Origin of the sequence: Pseudovibrio sp. Ad37 (assembly GCF_001623075.1) — a bacterium.
Classification (GTDB): domain Bacteria; phylum Pseudomonadota; class Alphaproteobacteria; order Rhizobiales; family Stappiaceae; genus Pseudovibrio.
Window position 1 is genome coordinate 37,522 of sequence record NZ_LMCF01000021.1, and the last position, 25,159, is coordinate 62,680.

Below are 25,159 nucleotides of genomic sequence, written 5' to 3' on the forward strand. Positions count from 1 at the left end.
TTCCTAAGGCAAGCTGAGATCCGGCTAAAATATTTCATTTCAATCTGACCGTCAACGTGCGCAAATACACGAGACTACCTCTATATAACTCTTTTCTAACCTGAACAAAAACACTTGGGCGAGCAAACGGGTTTCAAATAACGACAGCTATGTACCCAATGGGCCAATTATGATTGCGGGAGCGAACATCGTCCGAGTTGCCATAGCTTTTTGGGATTACTCACGCATACTTACGGCAGTTGGCGGAGCCCCATATCCCATACGCAATGATAAGACTGCCTTACGAGCGCCAAGACCAACAGTTTCCACCCACTCTTCGTGCAAAGCTCTGGCTTCAACCTTTAACTCTTCAGGCATTAGTGATGCCGCCTCATCTCCTGTTTGCGCATAAAGGAAACAGGGCGACCATGGCTGCGCCCAGAGCCTCCGGCAGGTAGCCTCGAGCCAAACACGCTGCAGCGCGGCACCTCCGCGCATATAGGCCTCTTGCCCTTCACCCTCAATCGTAATCACAAACCCCAGTCCGGCAGCCGCAAAAGCATCTTTTACTGGATCACCGAGGGCGGCCCCAAGGTTCCGTTCCCGAAGCGCTGCCATAATATCTGGACGCATGGCAAGCTTCACCTTTTCAAGATCGGGTGGGCTCAGCTCAAGTGTTCGCACATCAAGTCCCTGACGGACCGGCTCTTCTCCAGGCCAGACCAGTTCGCGGGCCAGATCATCATGCAATTGCGGTGAAAGAAACCTCAGTCGCTCGGCTCGTGCCAGAAAATTGGCATAGCTGTTACGTGCTTCCCCCTCAAACAGAACAAGCTCTCCGCCCTCAGCCCAGGCAGCATTTTTGAGCGCGGCTATGTCTTCCACTGAAAGACCACGGGCTTCCAGATGCCGCCGATTGGTCATTCGCCTTGGTATAAACTCAGCCAGATAGTTGGGCAAACCACCGTCGCCGTCACCCAGTTCTACCAGTGCACGATCACCTGAACTCAATCGGGCATCCCCAAGTGATCGCCGGGAGGCAGCCAGTGCACGGGCATTCATCCAGGCAGCCCCCACCGCAACCAGACTACCACGTTGGTCAATGTCCATGGCAACCTGCACCCCGTCGCTGACTGCAAGTTCAAGCTGGTTATCCTGCCACTCGAAATGCCAGCGTTGAGCATTGCCCCCGGACGGGGCCAGTTTTGCAGCAGCGATCATATCCCGTTTTAAATCGCCGGTTGCACAATTGGTATCGCGCGGCGGGGCAGAAGGGAACGACGCGTAGTCTGGCTCAGGTTGAACAAGGTCGAGATAAGATTGACCAAATGACCGCCCCGAGGCCACGGGCAGGCCGACCGCGATATGCCGGGCAATATCCACCACCGCTCCCGCACCTGAGGTAACATCACTGGAGAGTTGCGGCCAGGTTTGCAGGGTCCGATCAATCTCGAACAACGAAGCGCCCAACCCGGTCGAAACATTGTCGGCAACGATGATCCGCAAAGCAAGCCCCACGCGCTCATCAGCTCCCATATTTGAGAGGGTTGCAACATTCAAATCGCCAGCAAGACCATGAAACAAGGCACGCTCGGGCTCTTGATCATAACGTTCCACATCTAACATGCAGCGGTCAGAAGTATTCATGATGACGGGAACACGCGCTGTACGGCAGGTTTCGCGAAGAGCCACCTTAATGGAAAAGCTGTCACAAACTTCGATCAATTGATCGAGCCCAGCCACGAAATCAGTGCAATTGTCAGGGTTTACTCCGTCCTGATAGATCTCAATGTCACAATAGGGATTGATCTCAGCCATGCGCCGCGCTGCGGAAACGCATTTATTGAGACCAATATCCATGAGGGAGGCAGGAATGCGATTAAGATTAGTCAGCTCCAACGCATCGAAATCTGCAAGCCGAAAGCGCTGGAACCCAAGAGAAACCATCGCTATTGCAATCGCGTAGCCAGTTGAAAGCCCAACGATCCCCACGCGCGCTGCATGAATAAGTTCCGCCGCATGATCATCGATTTTCAATCTATTCCGGTTTTCACGGATGCCATGAAATGCACCCGCTTCTGGTAGGCGCAGCGCAAGATTGCGCCACGGGTAGTAAACTATGCGGTATGAGACTTCTTTCACGTCCGGCAGGCACTTGCCAATTTCATCCTGCAAGGCTGGACCGTGATCAACAAGCTGAACAGAATCTGACATCAACTCTTTAATGCGTGCGGCATCGCTGACATTTGCCGGGTCAAGGATCTCTGGCTTCCATAGTGTTGTCATCGTCAAAAACATCCTGCATTCATGCTATGTGAGACTGGTAGGAACTTGGCGATCTGTGCTTCAAGACGGTTCCTGTCAAACCAAACTACACCTGTGAGAATATCAGGCTTGGGGAAGGGAACCGGCTTGATATCACTGTCCATTACCCCGCCATAGCGGGTGAAAACCGGAACTGAGAATGGTGAAAGGGCAGCAACGATCCAGCGGCAGCCCGTTTGAGGCAACTGCAGATAAAGGCCCGCGACCAAAAGTGGGGCAATCGATGTGCTGTCACCACGAAACTCGTTATCCATCCATCCGGTCTTGCCTTCCAGAACACCTTCGCTCAGGCGCGACCGAACCTTGTTGTGGATCATTTCGAAAGCAGGGAAACCATCAAGCTCCTTACAAACCGGAAGGTCATTTTCGCCAAGAGCCCCCCGGGTCCTGGCCCCGGCGATTGGCCTGCCATCCAGCATCACAACGGAAAACCTCTCAATTCCCCTCAAAACCGCAGTTTGTGAAGCAAAAACCATTTCTTCTGCATCGTAGAGCTTGTAGCGCCGACGCGCACCAGCCAGAAACGCCTGCCACAATTCCGGTGAAGTCTTTGCCTCTGCCAGAACCAAAGTTAATCCCGTTGTTTCATCGTGATAGTGGATTTGATTTGTCACCCCAGCCCTGCCAGTCTTGGAGATGCATCTGAAGCGGCTTTTGGGATCAGCCCCTCTAGAGATTCGTTTCACAGATATTATTTCTTAAAAGAATATGATGCTATGCATTCATACTAATGTTTATTGGGGTAGGGTTTTATACAAATTGCTTATAAATTCCGTCAGGAGACAGAAATTGCAAGAGGTCTTTACAGGGCTACAGAACAGCATCTGATTATGTGGTCATCTTGTAGACTACATAGACAGCAGCAGCAAAAAAGTTGGGTTTAGCGGTAGGTGGGATATACTCGCCAACTGGCTAGGAATTGTCTTTGCTATTTTTTTGTGGGGAGCACTATGGTACGGTTCATTAGCCTCATGTCCTGAAGTACAGCTTTAATCCTACGATGGCATGACCTTGATCTTTTTTGCTTTTCTTATGCTGATCTAAGGCGTAAACACTCTGTTCGCAGATGGTATTCAACCAATCATTGTTAGTGATTTGAAGCCCAGGTTTCCAGGAGCCATGGATTGCATCTATGGCTCGTGTGGCCGTCATCTGTAGCTCTATTTGCCTGAAGTTGAGTTTTCGTTTTTGCGTTACAATGTGATGACAAATGTACTGCGAGAGTGATGCCAGCTGTTTTGTATTAAACTACCTTTCCCTTTGATAGCATAACCACCAAAAGTTCCGTTGTTATCCTTTGATGCGAACAACTTCATTTAGTTTACCTGAATTCTCATACTTACAGTGAAAATCCGCTTCGACCGAGTTTCACAAGTGAAGGCAAATCATGCTGGCTGGCAACCGCAGGTCAACGCACATCATGTCCCTCAACGCAACCGCTCGCCATCGGGCTTGAACAGCAATGCTCGTGAGGCGGGCAGGGTCAGGTGCAGGGTGTTGCTGTTTTGCTCAAGGCGGTTGCCGCGGCTTTCTGCAATGACCTGAACGCCTCCGGGCAAGGTGCAATAGGCGTAGCTGGTTTCGCCAAGGTTCTCGACCAGTGACACGCTCACATCGGCGCCAACGCCGCCTTCACCTGAGCCGACCACAAAGTGTTCCGGGCGAATGCCAACGCTCACCATTGCGCCCTCCACCACGGAGGAGGTGATCCCCGGCACGACCAGCGTCTGCCCGTCAAAACCGGATACGGAGATCTCTAGTCCGGCATCGGTTGAGCGTACAGCCTTACCACTCAGGAAGTTCATCTTGGGAGAACCGATAAAGCCTGCCACGAACTGGTTTGCGGGGTTATCGTAAAGCTCCAACGGCTTGCCTACCTGCCGGATGTAACCACCTTCCAGCACCACAATCTTGTCAGCCAGTGTCATGGCCTCCACTTGATCGTGGGTCACGTAGATCATCGTGGCTGCCACGTCCTTGTGCAGTTTGGCAAGCTCAATGCGCATTTGCACGCGAAGCTCTGCATCAAGGTTGGAAAGCGGTTCGTCAAACAGGAAGACCTTCGGATTGCGGACAATCGCCCGGCCAATCGCCACGCGCTGCCGTTGGCCGCCGGAAAGCGCTTTCGGGTGACGGTCCAGATACTCTTCCAGCTTTAAAATACGCGCTGCTTCATCCACCTGCCGCTTGATCTCGGCTTTGGGATGACCGGTCATCTTCAGGCCAAAGCCCATGTTCTCCGCAACTGTCATGTGCGGGTAGAGCGCGTAGCTCTGGAACACCATGGCAATGCCGCGCTGGGAGGGATCGATGTCCGTCACATCCTCATCCGCAATATGGATGGTTCCACTGTTGCTGGTCTCCAATCCGGCGATGGTCCGCAACAAGGTGGATTTTCCGCAGCCAGAGGGGCCAACGAAAACAACAAACTCGCCCTCCTCAATGTCGAGGTCCACACCGTGGATCACCTGCGTGTCGCCATAACTCTTCTTTAGATCGCGCAACACAACTGCGGTCATCTGTTCCCCTCCCGAAAAGTATCTTCAATATCTGAGCAAGGGCCTCCCCAAGCACCGCAAGTCAAAAACGAAATCAAACACCCAGTGCAATCTGAGCGTTTGCTGAAATCTCAATGGTCGCCGCCTTCATGGCTGGCAAATAGGTTTCGACCATGGTGTCGAGTGAGGTCACATAGGTCGTGCTGGTCACTGAAAGTGCACCAATCGGCTCCCCGCGCTTGTTCAGGATCGGCAAGGCCACACAAATGATAGTGCCTTCATGCTCCTCATCATCATAAGCATGCCCGCGCTCACGGATACGAGCCAGCTCATCACACAGCATTGTCTCGTTCACCAGCGTCTTATCGGTATGGCGCTGGAATGATTGCGCCTTGATCGCCTCAACAAGCCGCGCCTCAGGAAGCGCAGAAAGCATCGCTTTGCCCACGCCAGTGCAGTAGGCCGGACCAATCTTGCCGGGGCTGGAGAACATGGAAACGCTGCGCGGCGGCAATCGCTTGTCCACGTAAAGCACCTGATTGTTGTCCAGCACAGCCAGATGGATGGTCTCCGGAATTTGCGTGCTCAGCGTGTCCAGCGTATCCCGCGCCACACTGGCAAGGCTTGCTCGGCTCCAGGCAGAATGGGCCAGTCGCAGCACGCGCATGCCAATGGAGTAAGTCTGATGCACCTCATCATGCACCAGCATGCCTTCCTTCACCAATTGCCGCAATTGACGGTGCAACGTGGCCCGGCTCAGCGGCAAAGCATTCAAAAGCTCCACAAACCGTGGGGGTGATTCCGCAAGCGCAACTGCGTCCAGCACCACCAGTGCCTTAGAGATGGGGCTCGTGAGGTCTTGCTCAGTTTCCTCAGGGATACTCAGGGTTTGTGCGCCCATTTCCTGCTGTTTCCTTACCCGTTCCGGAAATCTGCAATTTTCATACAGATCCCTTCTTAGTTCCTTCGGTTGACAATTATGCATTACCACGCGACAATTTCAATGGTCAAAACAAAGTTTCATTGAATGGAACTTTTTTGATTGCTTTAACTGGGAGGTTTAGGGTGTTTAATTTTTGCAAAACAGCTGCGGGCGGGTTCGCAGCGGCATTTATGATTACAAGTTCAGCGTATGCAGCAGGTGATTTGGTTATCAATCTTGATCAGACTGATCCTGCTCCAAAGAAAGCATTTGAAGACATCGTTGCAGGCTTCTCCAAGGAGAACCCGGACGTGAACGTCATCGTCAACACGATGCATAAGGAGGGCTATAAAACCTCCATCCGCAACTTCCTCACAGCAGACGCGCCAGATCTGGCAACATGGTACGCAGGCAACCGCATGGCACCATTCGTCAATGCTGGCCTGTTTGAAGACGTCTCGGATGTCTGGGAAGAAAATGGCCTTAACGAGCAGCTGAAATCAGCCGCCGCATCCATGACCATTGATGGCAAAAAATGGGGTGTGCCCTACACCTACTACCAGTGGGGCATCTACTACCGCAAAGATATCTTTGAAGAGAAGGGCATTGCTGTTCCAACCAGCTGGGACGAGCTGGTTGCAGCGTCCGCAAAGCTCAAAGCAGCTGGCATTGACCCGTTCACAATCGGCACAAAAGCACTTTGGCCAACAGGCGGCTGGTTTGATTACATGAACCTGCGTGTCAACGGCTACGAGTTCCACATGGACCTCACCGCAGGCAAGGTGCCTTACACCGACCCGCGTGTGAAAGCGACTTTCGACAAGTGGGCAGAACTGGTTAAGCCAGGCTACTACAACGCAAACCATGCGGCTTTGGACTGGCAGGAAGCTGTACCAGCACTCGTGCAGGGCAAAGCAGCAATGTACCTGATGGGCAACTTCGCAGTTGACGTGTTCAAAAACGGGGGCCTGAAGGAAGAGCAGATCGGCTTCATGCAGTTCCCGGAAATCACACCAGGCATTCCAATGGCTGAAGATGCTCCAACTGACACCATTCACATTCCGGCAAACGCCAAAAACAAGGAAGATGCGAAGAAGTTCCTTGCTTACATGGCACGTGCAGATGTGCAGACAGCAACAAACGTCACACTCGGTCAGCTGCCAGTAAACTCCGGTGCAGAGCGTCCTGAAGAGCGCATCCTGCAACAGGGCTTCGACATGCTCTCCAATGCGTACGCGCTGGCGCAGTTCTACGACCGTGATGCTCCGGCAGCAATGGCAAAAGCTGGCATGGAAGGCTTCCAGGAATTCATGGTGAAGCCAGAGCGTGCTGACGCCATTCTGGACCGTCTCGAGAAGATCCGGACCCGCGTCTACAAGTAGTAGATAAGCGGAATTCTTAAGTAGGGTGGCGGAAGATTTCGCCGCCCTATGCTCTAGGAATGAATAGCGCAGAAGCATGATCTTCTGCAGGAGGACATAGATGAGCGAGCAGGCCTTGGCTCCTGTATCTTCCGGAAACTCACCAAAGTTTTCTGGAGGACCTGCCACATCAGGCGCCAGCAAAACCAGATCTTCAAAGTGGATTGCCAACCAGCGCAAACTTGCACCCTGGCTGTTTTTAGCGCCGGGTGTTGTGATGTTTTTGGTCTATGTGATCGCGCCAATCGGCCAGTCACTCTGGATCAGTTTGTATGAGTGGGATGGCATCGGCGTCAAAACATTCATCGGCATTGCAAACTATATTGAGCTTATAGATGACGAGGCATTTTACACCGCGCTGTACAACAACGTGTTGTGGCTCGTGCTGTACATGCTGGCGGTACCTGCCGGGCTGCTGATTGCGATTTTTCTCAATCAGACTGTGACTGGTATTCGTATTTATAAATCTCTGTTTTTCTTCCCGTTTGTCATCAGTCAGATTGTCGTCGGCCTCATCTTCTCGTGGTTTTATGCACCCAACTTCGGTTTGTTCACCAAACTGCTGGAGTTTGTGGGCATAGAAGGCATTGCCATCCTTGCTGATGAACGCTTTGTCACCTACGGCATCATCGTCGCCGGCCTTTGGCCGCAGATCGCATACTGCATGATCCTGTACCTGACGGGCCTCAACAACGTCTCACCAGACCAGATTGAAGCGGCACGACTGGATGGGGCCAAAGGCTGGAAGATGCTTTGGTATATCATCATCCCGCAGCTACGTCCGGCCACCTTCATTGCAGTTGTCGTCACAATCATCGGCGCCCTGCGCTCGTTTGATCTGGTCTCCATCATGACCAGCGGCGGCCCGTACGGTTCCAGCCGCGTGCTCTCCTATTACATGTACGAGCAAGCACTGTCTGAATACGGCTTCCGCATGGGCTACGGTGCGTCCATCGCAGTTGTGCTCTTCGCCATCATGATGGTGTTCATCACGCTGTTTATCGTGCGTATGCTGAAAGATGAAAGGGAGGGCTACTAAGATGTTTCCAACTCCCGTCGCAAATGCATCCGCACCAACCCGTGTTGCTTACAAGGTTGCACTGCCAATCTCCTTAGTGGTCTGGCTCTTACCGCTGATCGGGGTGATGGTCACCTCCATCCGCCCGGGCTCAGATCTTGCCATGGGCAACTACTTCGGTGTGCCGTCCTCGTTTGAGCTGGGTAACTACCTGACCGTTTTCCAAAACACGCCCATGGGCCTGTTCATCATGAACTCGTTCAAGGTCACCATCCCAACCGTGATTGGTGCCATCGCCCTGTCATGCCTGACCGGATACGCGCTGGCGACCTACAAGTTCAAAACCAACCTCTGGCTGTTCTTCATGTTCGTGGCTGGCAACTTCGTACCCTTTCAGATCCTCATGGTGCCGGTTCGTGATCTCACGCTGAAGATGGGCCTATACGACACGGTGACAGGTCTGGTGCTCTTTCACGTGGCCTTCCAGACGGGCTTTTGTACGCTGTTTATGCGCAACTTCATCAAGGCACTGCCGAGTGAACTGATCGAAGCCGCCCGCGTGGAAGGCGTCTCGGAACTGCGCATCTTCTGGTTCGTGGTGCTGCCCCTCATGCGGCCTGCCATCGCGGCTTTGTCGGTGCTCATCTTCACCTTCATCTGGAATGACTTCTTCTGGGCGACCGTTCTGGTGCAGGGCACGCACGCCATGCCAGTCACAGGCGGCATCATTTCGCTCAATGGCCAGTGGGTTGCACAATGGCATCTGGTATCAGCTGGGTCTGTCGTTGCAGCCATGCCGCCGGTCATCATGTTCTTCCTCATGCAAAAGCACTTCATTGCAGGGCTAACGCTGGGGGCGACCAAGGGCTGACAGAATACCGGAAGCAGGAATGTCCCAAGCAATCCTGCTTCCAAAAATCCATCAATGCCAAAGGCGCCTGAAAATGTGCCTGAAGCTAATAATAAACATAAAAGGGAACAGGGGGCATAAGTGAACCATATGGCATCGCCAGATAACGACCTCCGTCAGATCACAACTGCAAGCAGCTGGGTCGCCGTTGATTGGGGGACCTCCAGTCTTCGTGCATGGCTGATTGACGAAAACGGTGTAACGCAAAGCAACGCAAAATCAACGCAAGGTGCAGGAACACTGCAACCTTCTGAATTTGAGGGTGTTTTACTGGGCCTGGTCGGAGACTGGTTACATAGCAACGCAAAACCAACGCAAGTGTTCATTTGCGGCATGGCTGGCAGCCGTCAGGGCTGGCAAGAGGCGGAATATGTGCCTGTGCCAACCAAACTGACAGAACTGCACCATCATCTGGTTGCACCCAAAACAAGTAATGCCCGTATCCAACCGTTCATAGTGCCCGGTCTCTGCCAAAAATCAGAGCAGCATCCGGATGTTATGCGCGGAGAAGAGACACTCCTGCTCGGCATTCTGGATGAGTTATCCGACAAATCCGGCGTTTTCTGCCTGCCTGGCACCCACAGCAAATGGGTAGAGATGGAAGAGGGGACAGTAACGCGAACCTCCACCTTCCTGAGTGGAGAGTTATTCGCGCTCATCGCCAAACAATCCATCCTCCGCCATTCGCTGGATACGCAGGCAGAGCTGGACAAAGATGTTTTCCTCACCACGCTGGATCAGCTGAAAAATCAGGAAGCTACACTGCTCGGCAACCTGTTTGGTCTGCGCGCCGGACAACTGCTCAACGACACCAGCACACAGGCAGGCGCTTCCAAACTTTCCGCACTTGTTATCGGAACAGAGCTTCTCGACATGCTCGCAAAGTGCGGGGACAACCCACCCAAGCAAGTCCACCTCGTTGGGGGCAACACGCTTGCACAAAATTACGCGCTGGCCCTGCAACATCTCGGCTTAACACCGATCGTGCATGATGCAGACAAAGCCGCACTCACTGGACTATCCGCCGTCAGACAAGGGGCACTCAATGACAACAGTTAAACAAACACCAGAGCGCAACCTCATGGCTATCCTCCGTGGAGTAAAGCCAACCGAAATTCTGGATATTGTGGAAGTGCTTATAGAAGCAGGGTTTTCACAGATCGAAGTGCCACTCAACTCACCGGACGCTCTCAAATCTATCAGGATGGCGCAAGAAAAGTTCGGCAAGTTATCCGCTATCGGCGCGGGGACAGTTCTCACCGCGGAGCAAGTCAAACAAGTCCGCGCAGCAGGCGGAACCTTCATTGTCTCTCCCAACTACGATGAAGACGTTATCCGCACCACCAAAGCGGAAGGCATGGCATCTTATCCGGGCGTTCTCACCCCGACGGAATGCTTTGCAGCGCTGAAAGCAGGCGCAGACGCGCTCAAGATCTTCCCGGCCTTTCAGGTGGGAGTAAAAGGCATTCAGGCAGTGCGTGCAGTTCTGCCAAAAGAAACTCTGGTCTACGCCGTTGGCGGTGTCGGCCCTGCGGAATTTGCGCAATATGTGGAAGCAGGCTGTCAGGGCTTCGGCATGGCAAGCAATCTATACAAGCCGGGCTTTACGGCAGCGCAGGTTTCTGAAAACGCAAAAGAAATGGTTGCAGCATACGATGCGCTCAAACTCGGAGAGAGTGCATGAGTGAGCCATATGTTTTCGCCAAAACAGAATGCAGCTTAGGGGAGGGCCCTCTTTGGAGCGCCCGCCATGACGCGCTGTTTTGGGTGGACATCAACAACCATCTGGTGCTGAAAAAGGGCATAACCGGTCCTATTGAAACATGGAAGTTCGATGAGCCGGTCTCCGCCTTTGCGCAGATCCCAAGCAGCGATGACTTCATGTTATCCTCTGCAACAGGTCTGTATCGCTGGTCTCCGGGAATGCACAGTCGCAACCTTATCCTCCCTGTAGAGGACCAAAACCCCGTCACCCGCTCCAACGACGCCCGCACCGACCGTACCGGCGGGTTCTGGATTTCCTCCATGGGCCACAAGGCAGAAAAAGGCGCAGGTAGCCTTTATCGTTTTTTCAAAGGGGAATTAGTGAAGGTTGCTGGGGACATCACAATCCCGAATTCCCTTTGTTTCTCGCCAGATGGGGACACTGCGTACTTTTCAGACACGGTGACATCTCAGATCATCAAATGGTCACTAAATGCGCAAACTGGCCTGCCAGAAGGGCCCGCGGAGATATTTGCTGATATCTCCGGGACAGGATTTGGCCCCGACGGTTCCGTGGTTGATGCTGAGGGATATCTCTGGAACGCTCAATGGGGCGGATACAGAGTCGTTCGCTATAAACCTGATGGAATGGTGGATCGCATTATTGAGATTGACGCAAGTCAGGCATCTTGTCCTGCGTTTGGTGGGGCCGACTACAAAACGCTGTTCATTACCACGGCTCGCGAAAACCTGAGTGAGGAGCAATTGGCGAAAGAGCCTCTCGCTGGATCGGTTTTTGCAGTCCCTATTGATACTCCAGGTCTGCCGGACCCTGAACTACAAATGTGATCTCATGAGCGATAAGAAACACTTAGGTATCTGTTACTACCCAGAACATTGGTCAGAGGACTTATGGCAGCAAGACGCCAAAGAAATGGCCGAGCTGGGCATTACCTATGTGCGCATCGCTGAGTTTGCCTGGTCGCGCATTGAGCCTGAACCTGGGCGTTTCTCATGGGATTGGCTGGACAGCGCAATTGAGACTCTCGCAAGTGCGGGTCTCAAGATCGTGATGTGCACCCCAACCGCCACCCCGCCGCGCTGGATGGTGGATAAACACCCGGACATGCTCGCCGTTGACGAGAACGGCCACCTCCGAAAATTCGGCAGCCGCCGCCACTACTGCTTCTCCCACGAAGGTTACCGCTGGGAATCCCGCCGGATCACAGAAATCCTCGCTGAGCGATATGGTAATCACCCCTCCGTCGCAGCTTGGCAAACCGATAATGAGTACGGCTGTCATGAGACAGTCCGCTCTTGGTCTGGCTCCGCCCACAAGGCCTTCCAACTCTGGCTGGCGCAAAAGTACGGCAATATCAAAGCCTTGAATGAGACTTGGGGCAATGTGTTCTGGTCAATGGAATACAACAGCTTTGAGCAGGTCGACCTACCAAACCTGACGGTGACAGAGAGTAACCCGTCTCATAGGCTTGATTTCAAAAGGTTTTCATCAGATCAAGTTGCTGAGTTCAATGGTGAGCAAGTCGATATCCTGCGCAAGCTCTCTCCGGGTCGCGCAATCCTCCATAATTTCATGGGTAACACGTTTTCCTTCGACCACTACAAAGTCGGAGACCAGCTCGATATCTCCAGCTGGGATTGCTATCCCCTTGGGTTCCATAGCCAATATCAGATGGAGAACCCGCTGGGCACACCGGATGGCTACTGGGAAGACTACTTCCAGCAAGGTGATCCCGATTTTCAGGCCTTCCACCACGACCTTTACAGACAAGCGGGTCATGGCCGCCTCTGGATCATGGAGCTGCAACCCGGCCCCGTGAATTGGGCGCCGTATAACCCGATCCCACTGAAAGGAATGGTGCGCCTGTGGAGCTGGGAAGCTTTCGCTCATGGTGCTGAAACCACAAGCTATTTCCGCTGGCGACAGGCCCCATTCGCACAGGAGCAAATGCATGCAGGGCTCAAGCAGACCGATAATAAGCCTGCGCAGGCGTATGTCGAAGCCGCTCAGGTTGCCCGCGAAATTGAGGAGCTGGGCGCCTTCACCCCGTCAGAAGCTCCTGTTGCACTCATTGTTGACTACGAAAGCCACTGGGCACACGAAACTCAGCAGCAGGGTCAAGACTTTAGCTACTTCCGTCTCGTCCTTTCCTACTACCGTGCGCTGAGACAAAAGGGCGTCGATGTAGAAGTCATTAGACCAGCCTCTCAGGACTTATCCCCCTACAAGCTGGTCATTGTCCCCGCTCTTTATGCAATGAGCGAGGAACTCTCAGAAAACCTCAAAGCCTATATCGAGTTTGGCGGTGTCGTCCTCGGTGGTCCCCGTCTTGCGCAAAAAGACAAGAACTACCAGATCTCTCAAAAGACCCTACATCTTCCTGAACCCTTTGAAGGCGTTGAGGTTCTGCGCGTCAGCACCAGCCCGATAAAGTTCGCGACACCAGTCTCAGATCTGGCAGATCAGGAACGCGGCAAAGCCTACGTCTGGCAAGAAGAGGTCACCACCAGCTTGCCAATCCTGTTCGAAGACGAGAGCGGCCAACCGATCTTCATGGGCGAAAACAACATCTACTACGTCTCCGCCTGGGCCGACCCAACACTCATGGGCGCCATTTTGGACGAGGTCTTCAAGCCTGCAAAAATTGATAAGGTGGAATTGCCGAGCGGATTGAGAAGAAGCAAAACATCTGTTGGCACCTTCTACTATAACTATTCGAAAAATAAGATGAATTTGAAAGCGCTGCGTCTTGCTGATGCAGCAGAATTGGATGGATTGGAGCTGCCTCCAGCAGGGGTTGCTCTGGTTCGGGAAGGAACTGAAGAGCTATGACTGAAGCTCCAAAAACAAAACTCCGCTCACAAGAGTGGTTTGACTCGCCAGACGATCCGGGCATGACCGCACTGTATCTGGAGCGCTACCTGAATTACGGCATTACGCGTGAAGAGCTTCAGTCAGGCAGACCGATTATCGGTATTGCCCAGACGGGGTCCGATTTATCCCCGTGCAACCGCCACCATCTGGTGCTGGCAGAGCGCGTGCGCGAAGGTATCCGCGAAATGGGCGGCATCTGCTTCGAGTTTCCTGTTCATCCTATTCAGGAAACCGGCAAACGCCCGACTGCAGCGCTTGATCGCAACCTTGCCTATCTCGGGCTTGTCGAAACGCTCTACGGTTATCCGCTCGATGGTGTTGTGCTGACCATCGGCTGTGACAAGACCACGCCAGCGCTGCTCATGGCCGCCGCAACCGTCAACATTCCTGCCATCTGCCTGACCGTTGGACCAATGCTCAATGGGTATCACAAGGGGGAGCGTGTTGGTTCCGGCACGGTTATCTGGAAAGCCCGCAAGATGTTGGCGACCGGAGAGATCGACTACAAAGAGTTCATGGAAATGGCCGCAGATTCTGCGCCATCCGTTGGTTACTGCAACACCATGGGTACGGCGTCTACCATGAATTCGCTGGCGGAAGCTCTGGGCATGAGTCTGCCCGGTTGCGCATCTATCCCCGCGCCATATCGCGAACGCGGTCAGATCTCCTATGAGACCGGTAAGCGGATCGTGCAGATGGTGCATGACGATCAAAAGCCGTCAGACGTCCTCACCCGCAAGGCGTTTGAAAACGCAATTGCAGTGAACTCGGCCATCGGCGGTTCAACCAATGCGCCAATACATATCAACGCTATCGCACGACATATCGGCGTTGAGCTGCACAACGATGATTGGCAGAACCTAGGCCATAAAATCCCACTGCTTGCCAACGTTCAACCGGCTGGGGCTTACCTTTCAGAAGAGTTCCATCGTGCAGGCGGTATACCGGGCATCTTCTCAGAGCTGATGAAACACGACCACATCCATAAAGATGCTGTCACTGTTTCAGGAAAGACCACAGGTGAAATCTATGGAGAGAGCACAGTCGCTGACTACGACGTGATCTACCCCTATGATAAGCCGATGATGAAAGACGCCGGGTTCCTCAACCTCAAAGGCAACCTCTTCAAATCCGCAATCATGAAAACCTCTGTGATTTCAAAGGATTTCAGAGAGCGTTATCTGTCTAATCCAGATGACCTGGATGCTTTTGAGGGTAAAGTTGTGGTGTTTGATGGTCCTGAAGAGTACCACCACAACATCAACAACGAGGCTCTTGGCATTGACGCCAACACAATCCTCGTCATTCGCGGAACTGGCCCGATCGGCTATCCGGGCGGTGCTGAGGTTGTGAACATGCAGCCGCCGGATGAACTCTTGAAGCAAGGCATTGATGCACTGCCGTGTATCGGTGATGGTCGCCAGTCAGGCACCTCCGGCTCTCCCTCTATCCTCAACGCATCCCCGGAAGCCGCCGTCATGGGTGGCCTAGCTCTGTTGCGTAACGGAGATATCGTTCGCCTTGATCTGAACAAGGGGGACGCGAATGTGCTGATCTCTGAGGAGGAGCTGGCGAAGCGAAAGCAGGAGCTAGCTGAAAGTGGTGGCTATGAATTCCCTGAGCATCAAACGCCATGGCAGGAAATCCAGCGGGGTATCGTAGATCAGTTTGATGAAGGCATGGTGCTGAAGCCAGCAGTCAAATACCAGCGCATCGCGCAAAAAGGCCTGCCGCGTCATAGTCATTGATAGTGGTTCAAAACGAAAAAAGCCGCCTCAGTTTGAGGCGGCTTTTTTGTTGTTTAAGAACAGCTTAGCCTTCTGTCGCAGCCAGCAGGCTCGCGTTGCCACCAGACGCTGTTGTGTCAATGCAGAGGTGACGTTCCAGCTGATAACGCTCAGGCTGGTTACGCTCCATAATCAGCTGCATCAAAGCCCCCTCACGTTCGGCAAGCTCAGCTTTCATTTCTTTCAGCTCTTGCTCGCTGTGGTTCGCTGCAATGGCATCAACCCCATGAAGTTCTTTCAGAGCACCAACGGCCAGATTGCCTTCCAATGCGACGATTGGAGCGGAAAGAGTGCGCAGCTTCACAGCCAGCTTCTCAGCGTCTTGTCCAACAGCAATCACCCCGTTGCCAGCTGCCAAAGCCAGAACCACCTGATGCTTCAGGCTTTCTGTATCCGGGCCCAGGCAAAGCACGGTGCCACGTGGCGCAGCATAAAGGCGGTTGGATTCACCGGTTGGCCCAGGCATGTTGCGTGCGTGATCAGCCGCAACACGGTTCAGCAGACCTGTTTCCTTCTCAAACAGGGTTGCCAGCTCGGTGAAGCGACCAAAATTACCTTCCCACGTGCTGGTGCGTAATGCCCCTCGCGCTTTAAAGATATCCTCGGCGGAGACGGTTTTGCTCAGCTCCACACTGGTCGCCGCTGACGTGTCTGCAAGACGGAAACGAGCCACATAGTGAGGACCACCTGCTTTCGGGCCGGTACCAGACAGACCTTCACCACCAAACGGCTGAGATCCAACAATCGCGCCAATCTGGTTTCGGTTCACATAAAGGTTGCCCACCTTCACGCGCTCTACAATGTGCTGAACACGGCTATCTACACGGGTATGCAGACCAAATGTCAGACCGAACTCTTTTGTATTGATCGCGTCAATCGTCTGGTCGATCTCTTCTGCCTTGAAGGTTGCAATGTGCAGAACAGGACCAAAAATTTCTTCGTCCAGCTCTTCGATACCGTCCAGTTTGATCAGTGTCGGAGCAATGAAGTGACCTTTGGTTGGTGCCTTCATCTGTTTGATAACGCGACCTTTTTCAGCCCACTTCTCACAATGTGCAGCAATCTTCTTCTGCGCAGATGCATCAATCACCGGACCAACATCCGTTGACAGGGCTGATGGATCACCCAGTTCCAACTCACTCATGGCACCTAGAAGCATCGCTTTGAAATCTTCAAAGATATCTTCCTGAACATAAAGCATGCGCAGTGCAGAACAACGCTGACCCGCACTTTGGAAACTGGAAGCAATCACATCACGAACAGCCTGCTCAGGCAGAGCCGTGGAATCCACGATCATAGCGTTAAGCCCACCTGTTTCCGCGATCAGCGGTGCAGATGGAGCAAGCGCTTTTGCCATAGCACGGTTGATGTGCTGCGCAGTTCCGGTAGATCCGGTAAAGCAAACACCAGCCACACGGCTGTCAGATGTCAGTGCTGCGCCAACTTCGCCAGCACCCGGCAGCAACTGCAGAGTCTCGACAGGAATGCCAGCCTTGTGCATCAGGCCAACAGCAAATGTTGCGATCAGTGGTGTCTGTGGCGCAGGCTTGGCAAGCACTGGGTTGCCAGCTGCCAGAGCGGCAAAAATCTGCCCCGAGAAAATCGCAAGCGGGAAGTTCCAGGGAGAGATACAGGTGATTGGACCACGAAGGCCGCCTTTACCATCACGCTCATCAAGACGGATCGCTTCGTTCGCGTAGTAGCGTGCAAAGTCAACCGCTTCACGCAGTTCGTTGATGGCATCCATGTAGGTCTTGCCAGCTTCACGGGTGAGCAGAGCAAAGATCTCAGGAGCATTCTCTTCAAACAAGTCTGCCGCTTTGCGAAGGATGACAGCGCGGTCTTCCGCACTCTTGTCTGCCCATTCAGGGCAGCCATTATGTGCGGTAGTCAAAGCCGCTTCAATCTGCTCCGGCGTCGCGGTCGCTACGCTGCCAACAACATCCCGCAGGTCTGCAGGGTTTTTCACGCTCACCGCTTCAGCGTTCTTGACGGAAGCTGCAATGACAGGATGGCCGTTCCACTTGGTTGCTGAGAAGGACTTCAGGTTCTCAACATACTCAGCTTCCTGGCGTGTATCACTCAGGTCCCAGCCCTTTGCGTTTTTACGTCCCGCACCGTAAAGCGCTGGTGGGAGAGGGATCTTGGAGTTGGCAACATGCTCGCCATACTTTTCGATATGAACAAGCGGATCCTGTGCAATCGCCTCTGGTGTCACGTTTTCATCACGGATCTGGTGCACGAAAGAGCTGTTCGCACCATTTTCCAAGAGGCGGCGAACCAGATAAGCCAGCAGGTCTTTGTGTGCACCAACCGGAGCGTAGATGCGGCAGTTGGAGCCGTGTTTCTTCATGGTGCGCTCGTGAAGCGCTTCGCCCATGCCATGCAGGCGTTGGAACTCGTAAGAGCTTAGCGGAAGATTTTTCCCCAGTTCCAGAATGGTTGCAACACTGTGCGCATTGTGAGTTGCAAACTGCGGATAGATGCGATCCGTCATACCCAGCAGTTTTTCAGCACAAGCAGTGTAGGAGATGTCAGTGGATACCTTACGGGTGAAGACCGGATAGCCATCAATACCGAGGGTCTGCGCACGCTTGATCTCGCTGTCCCAGTAAGCACCTTTCACCAGACGCACCATGATCTTGCGATCATACTTCTCAGCAACCGCATAAAGCCAGTCGATCACGTGAGTTGCACGTGGTCCAAACGCCTGTACAACAATACCGAAACCGTCCCAGCCCTCAGTTGCAGGATCCGCCAGCAACGCTTCAATCACATCAAGGGAAATGTCGAGGCGATCCGCTTCTTCTGCATCAATGTTGAAGCCCATATTGGAGGACTTCGCCAGCATGATAAGGGAAAGAGTGCGAGGAACCAGCTCTTTCATGACACGTTCGCGCTTGGCAAACTCATAGCGTGGGTGCAGAGCCGAAAGCTTGACTGAAATGCCTGGATTTTCGCGAATGCTTGCTTTCGTGCAATTGCTGGAAAGCGCGGTAATCGCTTTGGAGTAGGACAGATGATAGCGCTTTGCATCAGCCTCGGTCCGAGCAGCTTCGCCAAGCATGTCGTAGGAGTAGGTGAAGCCGTTGCCTTCTTCCGCACGCGCATTACGCATGGCTTCGCGGATGGTACGGCCAAGAACGAACTGGCGACCCAATTCTTTCATTGCCTGCGCAACAGCAGTACGAACCACAGGCTCACCAAGGCGCTTCACAACACCGCGAATGGTGCCAACGAGCCCCTGATCATCTTGCGCCAGAACTTTACCAGTCAGCAGCAGCGCCCATGTGGACGCGTTGATCAGTGTGGAAGAAGACTGACCCAGGTGCTCTCCCCAGGCACTTGGAGTAATCTTATCCGCAATCAACGCATCAATTGTCTGGGCATCAGGCACGCGAAGCAAAGCTTCCGCAAGGCACATCAGCGCAATGCCTTCCTGAGTTGAGAGGCCGTATTCGCCGAGAAAACTCTCCATGATTGTTGGAGAGGTGTTCGCCCGCAAATCTGAGATCAAATCTGCCGCTTTATCAGATGCCCGCTTACGCGCCGCCTCATCCATTTGCAGGGATGAAATGAGCTCCTGAACCACCTGATTTTCGTCAGGAAGGTAGTTATCTCTGATTTTGTTGCGGATGATCTCCGGCGTAGCCTCTGATCCCATGCCGTGCTCCCTACTGTTAAATACCTATTGTTGAACTGACATTAGCAAAATACCCATAGGGATGTTTCCTGTATTTTTTGATGGTAAAGACTATTCGACTTTGATATTCAGTCGAAATGGTCGTTATGAATAATAAAATGGCATATCATGGAGAAATTGGACGATTTTGATCGTAAGATTGTAGAAGAACTGCAAAAATGCGGGCGCATCACTGTCACTGACCTTGCGAAAAAGGTAGGCCTCTCTAAAACGCCTTGCCAAATTCGCATGAAGAAGCTGGAGGATGCGGGATACATTCTTGGCTATCGGGCAGAAGTCGATCACACCAAGTTAGGTGCTGGTCATATCGCGTTTGTACAGGTCAAACTTAACGACACGCGCTCACGCTCACTGGAAGCTTTCAACGCAGCTGCGCGGGAAATCCCAGAGATCGAAGAATGCCACATGATTGCAAGCGGATTTGATTACCTGCTGAAAGTGCGAACCAAGGATATCGGAAGTTATCGCCGCGTACTGGGAGAAAAACTCTCTGAAATGCCTTATGTAGCGCAGACATCGACATTCGTTTGTATGGAGCAGGTCAAAGACAGGCCGTTCTAGTCGACACCACGCTGCATGTAGTGTGCGTTCGCTCCATATGCTCTGAGTTTATCCTTGAGCAGTTGTTCGTGCACTGCTCGAAAGCCACGTGCCAGCCAGAACTCATTGGCGGTGTCCAGAGCAACCAGCGCAAACGTGTTGATGTAAAGACTGCGGGCGACCTGGCTCAACTGCTCAAGAACAGCTCGGGCTGCACCAATGCCTTGTGCCTCCGACAGCAGGGCTATGTCGTGAATGTAATAGACTTCGGCCTTAAAGGGCAGGGAGCCCAGTAAGCTTGAAAGCGGCGGGATACTGCGATTTTCCCATGGATGAGAGATGATGTAGCCGAGGATGGTGTCTCTATCGTTTTGTCGCAGCACCTGACAGCCATGAGGAAACAGTCGCACACGTTCCCGAACACAGTCGATATCCTCCGGCAAATGCGGATAGGTCTGCTGCATGATCTGGTCGATCTCGTGCAGGTCGTCTTCTTGCATCTGGTGCCAGCTAAAATTCTCCATGGCGGTGCTGCATTTCTCACTAATCAGGCTTCTTGCTCATCATCCGGCAGCACAATACGCTCAGGCTTGTGATCTGTCATCGTCAACATTCTCCATCCCATCACAGCAAACAGAATTGTCAGGAGGGGGCTGACGATGTTGAAGAAGGCAAATCCAGCAAATGCCAGCGTTGGAACACCAAGTGTAGCCGCCATATAAGCGCCACAGCTGTTCCATGGAATGAGAGCGGAGGTCACTGTTGCGCTATCCCCAACCGCACGGGACAGAACCTCAGGCCGCAAACGGCGTTGGCGGAAAGATTTGCGATACATCCGACCCGGAATAACAATTGCAATGTACTGGTCTGCAGCCAGAATGTTAGTCGCGATTGCAGTTGAAACCAGTGACAATACCAGCGCACCAGTGGTCTTGGCTGCGTGCAGGATAGGGCCAATAATCCGATCCAGAATACCAGCTTTCTCAACCACGCCACCAAACGCTAAAGCAGTCATGATCAGCCAGATGGTCGTCAGCATATTGCCCATGCCACCACGGCTTAAAAGAGCATCAATGGAAGGGTCTCCTGTGACGCTCACATAGCCGTTGGACATCGCGATCCAGACGCCTTTGATCACCTCAAGCGAGTAGGGCAATGCCGGAGATGCGGCAAGACCAATCACTTTGTCTGGATCCATAATGATTGCAAAAAGCCCCCCCGCCAGCGCGCCAATAAAGATAGTTGTAAACGGAGGATAGCGGATCATTGCCAGTCCCAAAACCAGCAGGAGTGGAAGGAAATTGAGCAAGGTAATGTCGTAGTGCTGCTCAATACTGGTCAACGTGCCTTGCGCGACAAAGTCTCCGGGTTCTCCGAGCCACCAGAAGAGGGCTAGCGAAATGATGAGAGCAGGTATGGACGTCCAGAGATTTTCTTTGATGTGCGTATAAAGGTTGGATCCTGCCGCCGCAGTTGCCAGATTAGTTGCATCAGAAAGTGGGGAGGACTTATCCCCGAAATAGGCACCTGACAGGATCGCGCCGGCAGTGATAGCGGGATCGAGGCCCATCTTTGTCGAGATTCCCATCAACCCGATACCAATGGTTCCTGCAACGGTCCACGAACTACCAATACTGACCGAAACCAAGGCGCAAATGATGACGGTCGTGAAGTAGAAGTAATTTGGGCTAAGAAGTTGTAATCCATAATAAACCATCGCCATGATGGTGCCGGACATAGCCCATGTGCCGATCAGCGAGCCCACTGCAAATAAAATGAAGATCGCATGAAGGCCGGTGCTCACGCTATCAACGACAGCATCCTTCAGTTCATCAAATTGAAAACCATGAAACAGAGCCACAAAGCTGGCGATCAGGGCACAAAACAAGAGCGCAATCTGGTTTGGTCCTGAGGAGGCTTCATCTCCAAACAGATAGTAGGAAAGCGCAAGCAGGATAACGAGCGAGGCAACGGGAATGATCGCTCCGGCCAGCGACATTTTTTGAGAATATGGAGCTGGCACTTTGGCCATATGCAATTCGTCCTTTGTTTTCCTGTTGTTTTGATGGGCAAAATGAAGCCCAAGGACAATCAAATGCATTTGAAAACAGGAACGCCCCAAAGCTCACTCAGCTTCGGGGCGTTCATCTCAGTAAAACGTGGTGTCACCAGCCGCTGTGGTAATCGAAGTCCCTTTCTCTCCCAAAATTGCTTGAGGCACTTCAGCGAGCGTGCATATGACGGATTTTTTGCCGGTTTGCCGTGCAAAAGTCTGTGCTGCTTCTACTTTTGGTCCCATAGAACCTGCAGCAAAACCGTAGGCATCTAGTGCATCCGGAGAGGCCGATTTGATCGCGCGTTGGCTTGGTGTACCCCAATCCAGATAGACGGCATCCGCATCTGTTGCCATAATGTAGACGTCAGCATCAATCTCTTTGGCAAGAAGGCCTGAACACCGGTCTTTATCGATCACACATTCCACACCAACGAGCTTCTTTTCTTCGTTGTACATAGTTGGAATGCCGCCCCCACCTGCTGCGATGACAAGCACATCATGGTCCAGAAGCCACTTGATAGGCCGGATCTCAAAGATGTGTTTGGGTAATGGGCTTGGCACAACGCGCCGCCACTTATCTCCATCTTCTCGAATGGACCAGCCTTTCTCATCAGCAAGTCTCTCCGCTTCTTCTTTGGAGTAAAGCGGACCGATGGGCTTTGTTGGGTCTTTGAAAGCCGGATCGTTCGGATCAACCTCAACCTGCGTGAGGATCGTGGCAAATGGCTTTTCAAAGGGCAGGAGGTTCCCAAGTTCCTGCTCGATCATGTAGCCAATCATGCCAACTGTTTCAGCGCCCAACACATCCAGTGGGTAGGCCTCAACCTGCTCGTAAGCAGCACCTTGCAGAGCCAACAAGCCGACCTGAGGGCCATTCCCGTGCGTGATGACCACTTCATGACCATCATCATAAAGTGGCGCCAGCGCTTCTGCGGCGATCCGCGCATTCTTTCGTTGGTTTTCGGCAGTCATTGCCTCTCCACGCCGGAGAAGGGCATTCCCGCCAAGAGCGACGACAACACGCATTATCGACCTCCAATCGTCGCAACCATGATGGCTTTAATAGTGTGGAGCCGGTTTTCAGCTTGCTCAAACGCCAGGTTGCGATCCGATTCAAAGACATCATCGGTCACTTCCATCTCGGAGATACCGAACTTCTGGAAGATCTCTTCACCCACCTTGGTCTCCCGGTTATGGAAGGCTGGCAAACAATGCATAAAGAACGTGTTCGGGTTGCCGGTGCCTTCAATCAGGGCCTTGTTGATCTGGTAGTCACGCAACAATTTGATCCGGCTTTCCCAGACATCCGGCGGCTCACCCATTGAGACCCAGACATCTGTATGGATGAAATCAACACCTTCGGTGCCTTCTTTAACGTCATCCGTAATTGTGATGCGCGCGCCATACCGCTTCGCATTGAGTTCGGCTGCTTTCAGCACATGCGGTTCGGGGTGCAGCTCTTGCGGGCCAATAATGCGAACATCACAGCCACATAGAGCACCCAGCATCAGCAAAGAGTTGCCCATGTTGTTGCGAGCATCGCCCAGATAGGCAAATGAAATTTCATGCAGTGGCTTGGGGCTGTGTTCGGTCATTGTCAACATATCAGCGAGCATCTGGGTTGGATGCCAGTCATCAGTCAAACCGTTATAGACCGGGACGCCGGAATACTCCGCCAGAGTTTCAACGGCCTTTTGCCCGGAACCACGAAACTCAATGGCATCGAACATCCGACCCAGCACACGCGCGGTATCCTTCATGGATTCTTTGTGACCGATCTGAGAGCCGGATGGATCCAGATAGGTGACATGTGCTCCCTGATCGTGAGCGGCAACCTCGAAGGCGCAACGGGTACGGGTAGAGGTTTTTTCAAAGATAAGGCAGATGTTCTTATCGACAAGTGTCTGCCGTTCTGTTCCAGAGTATTTGGCTCGCTTGAGATCACGGGCCAGATCCAGCATGTAAAGTACTTCGCGTTGGCTGAAGTCTTTGAGCTTAAGGTAACTGCGACCTTTCAGATTGAAAGCCATTTTTCCTTACTCTCCATCTCTTGGATGTTTTTATAATTCAACGGAGTTTGAAAAGACTAGAACTCCACGGCCTCACGCACCGTTGGGCAGGTCATGCAGTGTCCACCACCGCGACCACGGCCCAGTTCAGACCCGTCTATGGCGATAACCTCCACACCGGCTCGTTGGAGTTTTGAGTTTGTATAGGTATTTCGGCGATACCCAACCACGACACCAGGTTCGATGCAGACAACGTTGTTGCCATCATCCCATTGCTCGCGTTCCTGGTCATAAGCATTGCCGCCTGTGGTCACCACATGCAGCTTCTGCATACCAAGTGCATTGGCGATGACATCGAACAGATGTCCTTCATCCTGCCTGTAATCGACGCTTTCCGGTTTGTCTCCGGGACGGATCGAGAAGCAGATGATCTCATCACAAACGCCTGAGAACGCTGTTGCTTTGTCGCGATCAAGAAGGGTGAAAACAGTGTCCAAGTGCATCGCTGCACGGCTCTTTGGCATCTGGCAGGCAATGACCCGAGTTGCCGCCTTTTTGCGGAAAAGAGCACGCGCCACCTGACCGACAGCTTGAGGTGTGGTGCGTTCACCCATCCCGATTAAAACAACCCCATTGCCGATTGGCATGACGTCGCCGCCTTCCACGGTTGATTCATGGAAGTCCTCATCCGGATCACCCCACCAGAAGTTGACCTTGCCCTTGAAGTGGGGGTGGAATTTGTAAATTGCAGTGGTGAGGAGCGTCTCGTTCTGGCGCGCCTGCCAGAACATCGGATTAAGCGTGACGCCGTTATAGATCCAGCAGGTCGTATCGCGGGTGAACAGTGTATTCGGCAGAGGCGGAATGACGAAATCATTTGCATCCAGATAGCTACCAAACACACCTGTTGGTTTGAAACCCAACTCACACCGTGCAATGCCGCCAATCAGATGATCCGCGAGGAATTTCTCGGGTTGTTCGTAAAGCCAGGCTCGCAGATCCTCGGCCATGCCATACCCAACGCGGTTGTGCGTGATACGGCGTTCCAGCACCCACTTACGAGCTTCCTGATCCTCCAACGTCTCCTTCAGCAGATTGTGCATTTCCAGTACGCTCACACCGCGCTCTTCCATTCTGAGGCAGAAATCGTAGTGGTGTTTTTGCGCTTCACGAACCCAGATAACATCATCAAATAGCAACTCCTGACAGTTGCCGGGCGTAAGGCGCATATGCGCAAGTCCGGGACGGCAAACCAATACTTCTTTCAGTTTGCCAACTTCCGAATGAACACCAAATTCAGTCATGTTGCAGACTCCGTTCCAGAATTCTTGTTTTGTGAGAGATCAACGTCTCTATGTTTGGTTCAGAGGTTTGATTTGTGCGGTGCAGAG

The 25,159-nt window shown here is 52.8% G+C and carries 19 protein-coding genes; 9 read left to right on the plus strand and 10 right to left on the minus strand.

The genetic code is table 11. From position 1 onward, the window contains the following. Positions 1-216: 216 nt before the first annotated feature. The 4 genes from PsAD37_RS05640 to PsAD37_RS05660 all read right to left on the minus strand — a co-directional run bounded on the left by PsAD37_RS05640 (position 217) and on the right by PsAD37_RS05660 (position 5,703). Positions 217-2,265 (minus strand): Rv1355c family protein, encoded by a 2,049-nt coding sequence (locus tag PsAD37_RS05640; RefSeq protein WP_063295316.1) that lies wholly within the window; start codon positions 2,263-2,265, stop codon positions 217-219. 2 nt (positions 2,266-2,267) lie between these two features. After that, positions 2,268-2,918, minus strand: a complete 651-nt coding sequence (locus PsAD37_RS05645; protein WP_063295317.1) for a hypothetical protein — start codon at positions 2,916-2,918, stop codon at positions 2,268-2,270. Positions 2,919-3,731: 813 nt separating this feature from the next. Next, positions 3,732-4,823 (minus strand): ABC transporter ATP-binding protein, encoded by a 1,092-nt coding sequence (locus PsAD37_RS05655; RefSeq protein ID WP_063295319.1) that lies wholly within the window; start codon positions 4,821-4,823, stop codon positions 3,732-3,734. Between the two features lie 73 nt (positions 4,824-4,896). Beyond that, a complete protein-coding gene (locus PsAD37_RS05660; protein WP_063295320.1) occupies positions 4,897-5,703 on the minus strand; it encodes an IclR family transcriptional regulator in 807 nt (268 codons plus the stop codon). Positions 5,704-5,915: 212 nt separating this feature from the next. Here PsAD37_RS05660 and PsAD37_RS05665 point away from each other — a divergent pair, with 212 nt between their 5' ends. The 8 genes from PsAD37_RS05665 (at position 5,916) to PsAD37_RS05700 (ending at position 15,421) form a co-directional block, all read left to right on the plus strand. Beyond that, positions 5,916-7,106: an ABC transporter substrate-binding protein gene (locus PsAD37_RS05665; RefSeq protein ID WP_057464807.1), complete on the plus strand. Its 1,191-nt coding sequence runs from the start codon at positions 5,916-5,918 to the stop codon at positions 7,104-7,106. 256 nt (positions 7,107-7,362) lie between these two features. Beyond that, positions 7,363-8,184, plus strand: a complete 822-nt coding sequence (locus tag PsAD37_RS05670; RefSeq protein WP_063295350.1) for a carbohydrate ABC transporter permease — start codon at positions 7,363-7,365, stop codon at positions 8,182-8,184. Between the two features lies 1 nt (position 8,185). Continuing rightward, entirely contained in the window at positions 8,186-9,034 is an 849-nt protein-coding gene (locus PsAD37_RS05675; protein ID WP_063286916.1) for a carbohydrate ABC transporter permease, read from the plus strand. Positions 9,035-9,163: 129 nt separating this feature from the next. After that, positions 9,164-10,132: a 2-dehydro-3-deoxygalactonokinase gene (locus tag PsAD37_RS05680; protein ID WP_063295321.1), complete on the plus strand. Its 969-nt coding sequence runs from the start codon at positions 9,164-9,166 to the stop codon at positions 10,130-10,132. Next, a complete protein-coding gene (locus tag PsAD37_RS05685; protein WP_063295322.1) occupies positions 10,119-10,757 on the plus strand; it encodes a 2-dehydro-3-deoxy-6-phosphogalactonate aldolase in 639 nt (212 codons plus the stop codon). Before PsAD37_RS05680 ends, PsAD37_RS05685 begins: the two co-directional genes overlap by 14 nt. Next, the gene (locus tag PsAD37_RS05690) at positions 10,754-11,626 is read left to right on the plus strand and encodes an SMP-30/gluconolactonase/LRE family protein (protein ID WP_063295323.1); all 873 of its coding nucleotides are present in this window, start codon (positions 10,754-10,756) and stop codon (positions 11,624-11,626) included. The genes PsAD37_RS05685 and PsAD37_RS05690 overlap by 4 nt, the downstream gene beginning before the upstream one ends. Positions 11,627-11,630: 4 nt before the next feature. Then, positions 11,631-13,631 (plus strand): beta-galactosidase, encoded by a 2,001-nt coding sequence (locus PsAD37_RS05695; protein WP_063295324.1) that lies wholly within the window; start codon positions 11,631-11,633, stop codon positions 13,629-13,631. Beyond that, positions 13,628-15,421: an IlvD/Edd family dehydratase gene (locus PsAD37_RS05700; RefSeq protein ID WP_063295325.1), complete on the plus strand. Its 1,794-nt coding sequence runs from the start codon at positions 13,628-13,630 to the stop codon at positions 15,419-15,421. The genes PsAD37_RS05695 and PsAD37_RS05700 overlap by 4 nt, the downstream gene beginning before the upstream one ends. 64 nt (positions 15,422-15,485) lie before the next feature. Here the strand turns inward: PsAD37_RS05700 and putA are convergent, their stop codons facing one another. Further along, entirely contained in the window at positions 15,486-19,124 is a 3,639-nt protein-coding gene (gene putA / locus PsAD37_RS05705; protein WP_063295326.1) for a bifunctional proline dehydrogenase/L-glutamate gamma-semialdehyde dehydrogenase PutA, read from the minus strand. 147 nt (positions 19,125-19,271) lie between these two features. On the opposite strand from putA, the gene PsAD37_RS05710 reads away from it, so the two are divergent. Beyond that, positions 19,272-19,724: an Lrp/AsnC family transcriptional regulator gene (locus tag PsAD37_RS05710; RefSeq protein WP_063290746.1), complete on the plus strand. Its 453-nt coding sequence runs from the start codon at positions 19,272-19,274 to the stop codon at positions 19,722-19,724. On the opposite strand, the gene PsAD37_RS05715 is transcribed toward PsAD37_RS05710, so the two are convergent. The 5 genes from PsAD37_RS05715 to arcA form a co-directional block, all read right to left on the minus strand. Continuing rightward, entirely contained in the window at positions 19,721-20,227 is a 507-nt protein-coding gene (locus tag PsAD37_RS05715; RefSeq protein WP_063295327.1) for a GNAT family N-acetyltransferase, read from the minus strand. The two genes, PsAD37_RS05710 and PsAD37_RS05715, sit on opposite strands and share 4 nt — an antisense overlap. A gap of 23 nt (positions 20,228-20,250) precedes the next feature. Next, the gene (gene nhaC / locus PsAD37_RS05720; protein ID WP_063295351.1) at positions 20,251-21,735 is read right to left on the minus strand and encodes a Na+/H+ antiporter NhaC; all 1,485 of its coding nucleotides are present in this window, start codon (positions 21,733-21,735) and stop codon (positions 20,251-20,253) included. Between the two features lie 117 nt (positions 21,736-21,852). Continuing rightward, positions 21,853-22,785, minus strand: a complete 933-nt coding sequence (gene arcC / locus PsAD37_RS05725; protein WP_063295328.1) for a carbamate kinase — start codon at positions 22,783-22,785, stop codon at positions 21,853-21,855. Continuing rightward, positions 22,785-23,789, minus strand: coding sequence for an ornithine carbamoyltransferase (gene argF / locus PsAD37_RS05730; protein ID WP_057464772.1), 1,005 nt, complete (start codon positions 23,787-23,789; stop codon positions 22,785-22,787). Before argF ends, arcC begins: the two co-directional genes overlap by 1 nt. Positions 23,790-23,845: 56 nt before the next feature. Continuing rightward, a complete protein-coding gene (gene arcA / locus PsAD37_RS05735; protein WP_063295329.1) occupies positions 23,846-25,072 on the minus strand; it encodes an arginine deiminase in 1,227 nt (408 codons plus the stop codon). Positions 25,073-25,159: the final 87 nt, after the last annotated feature.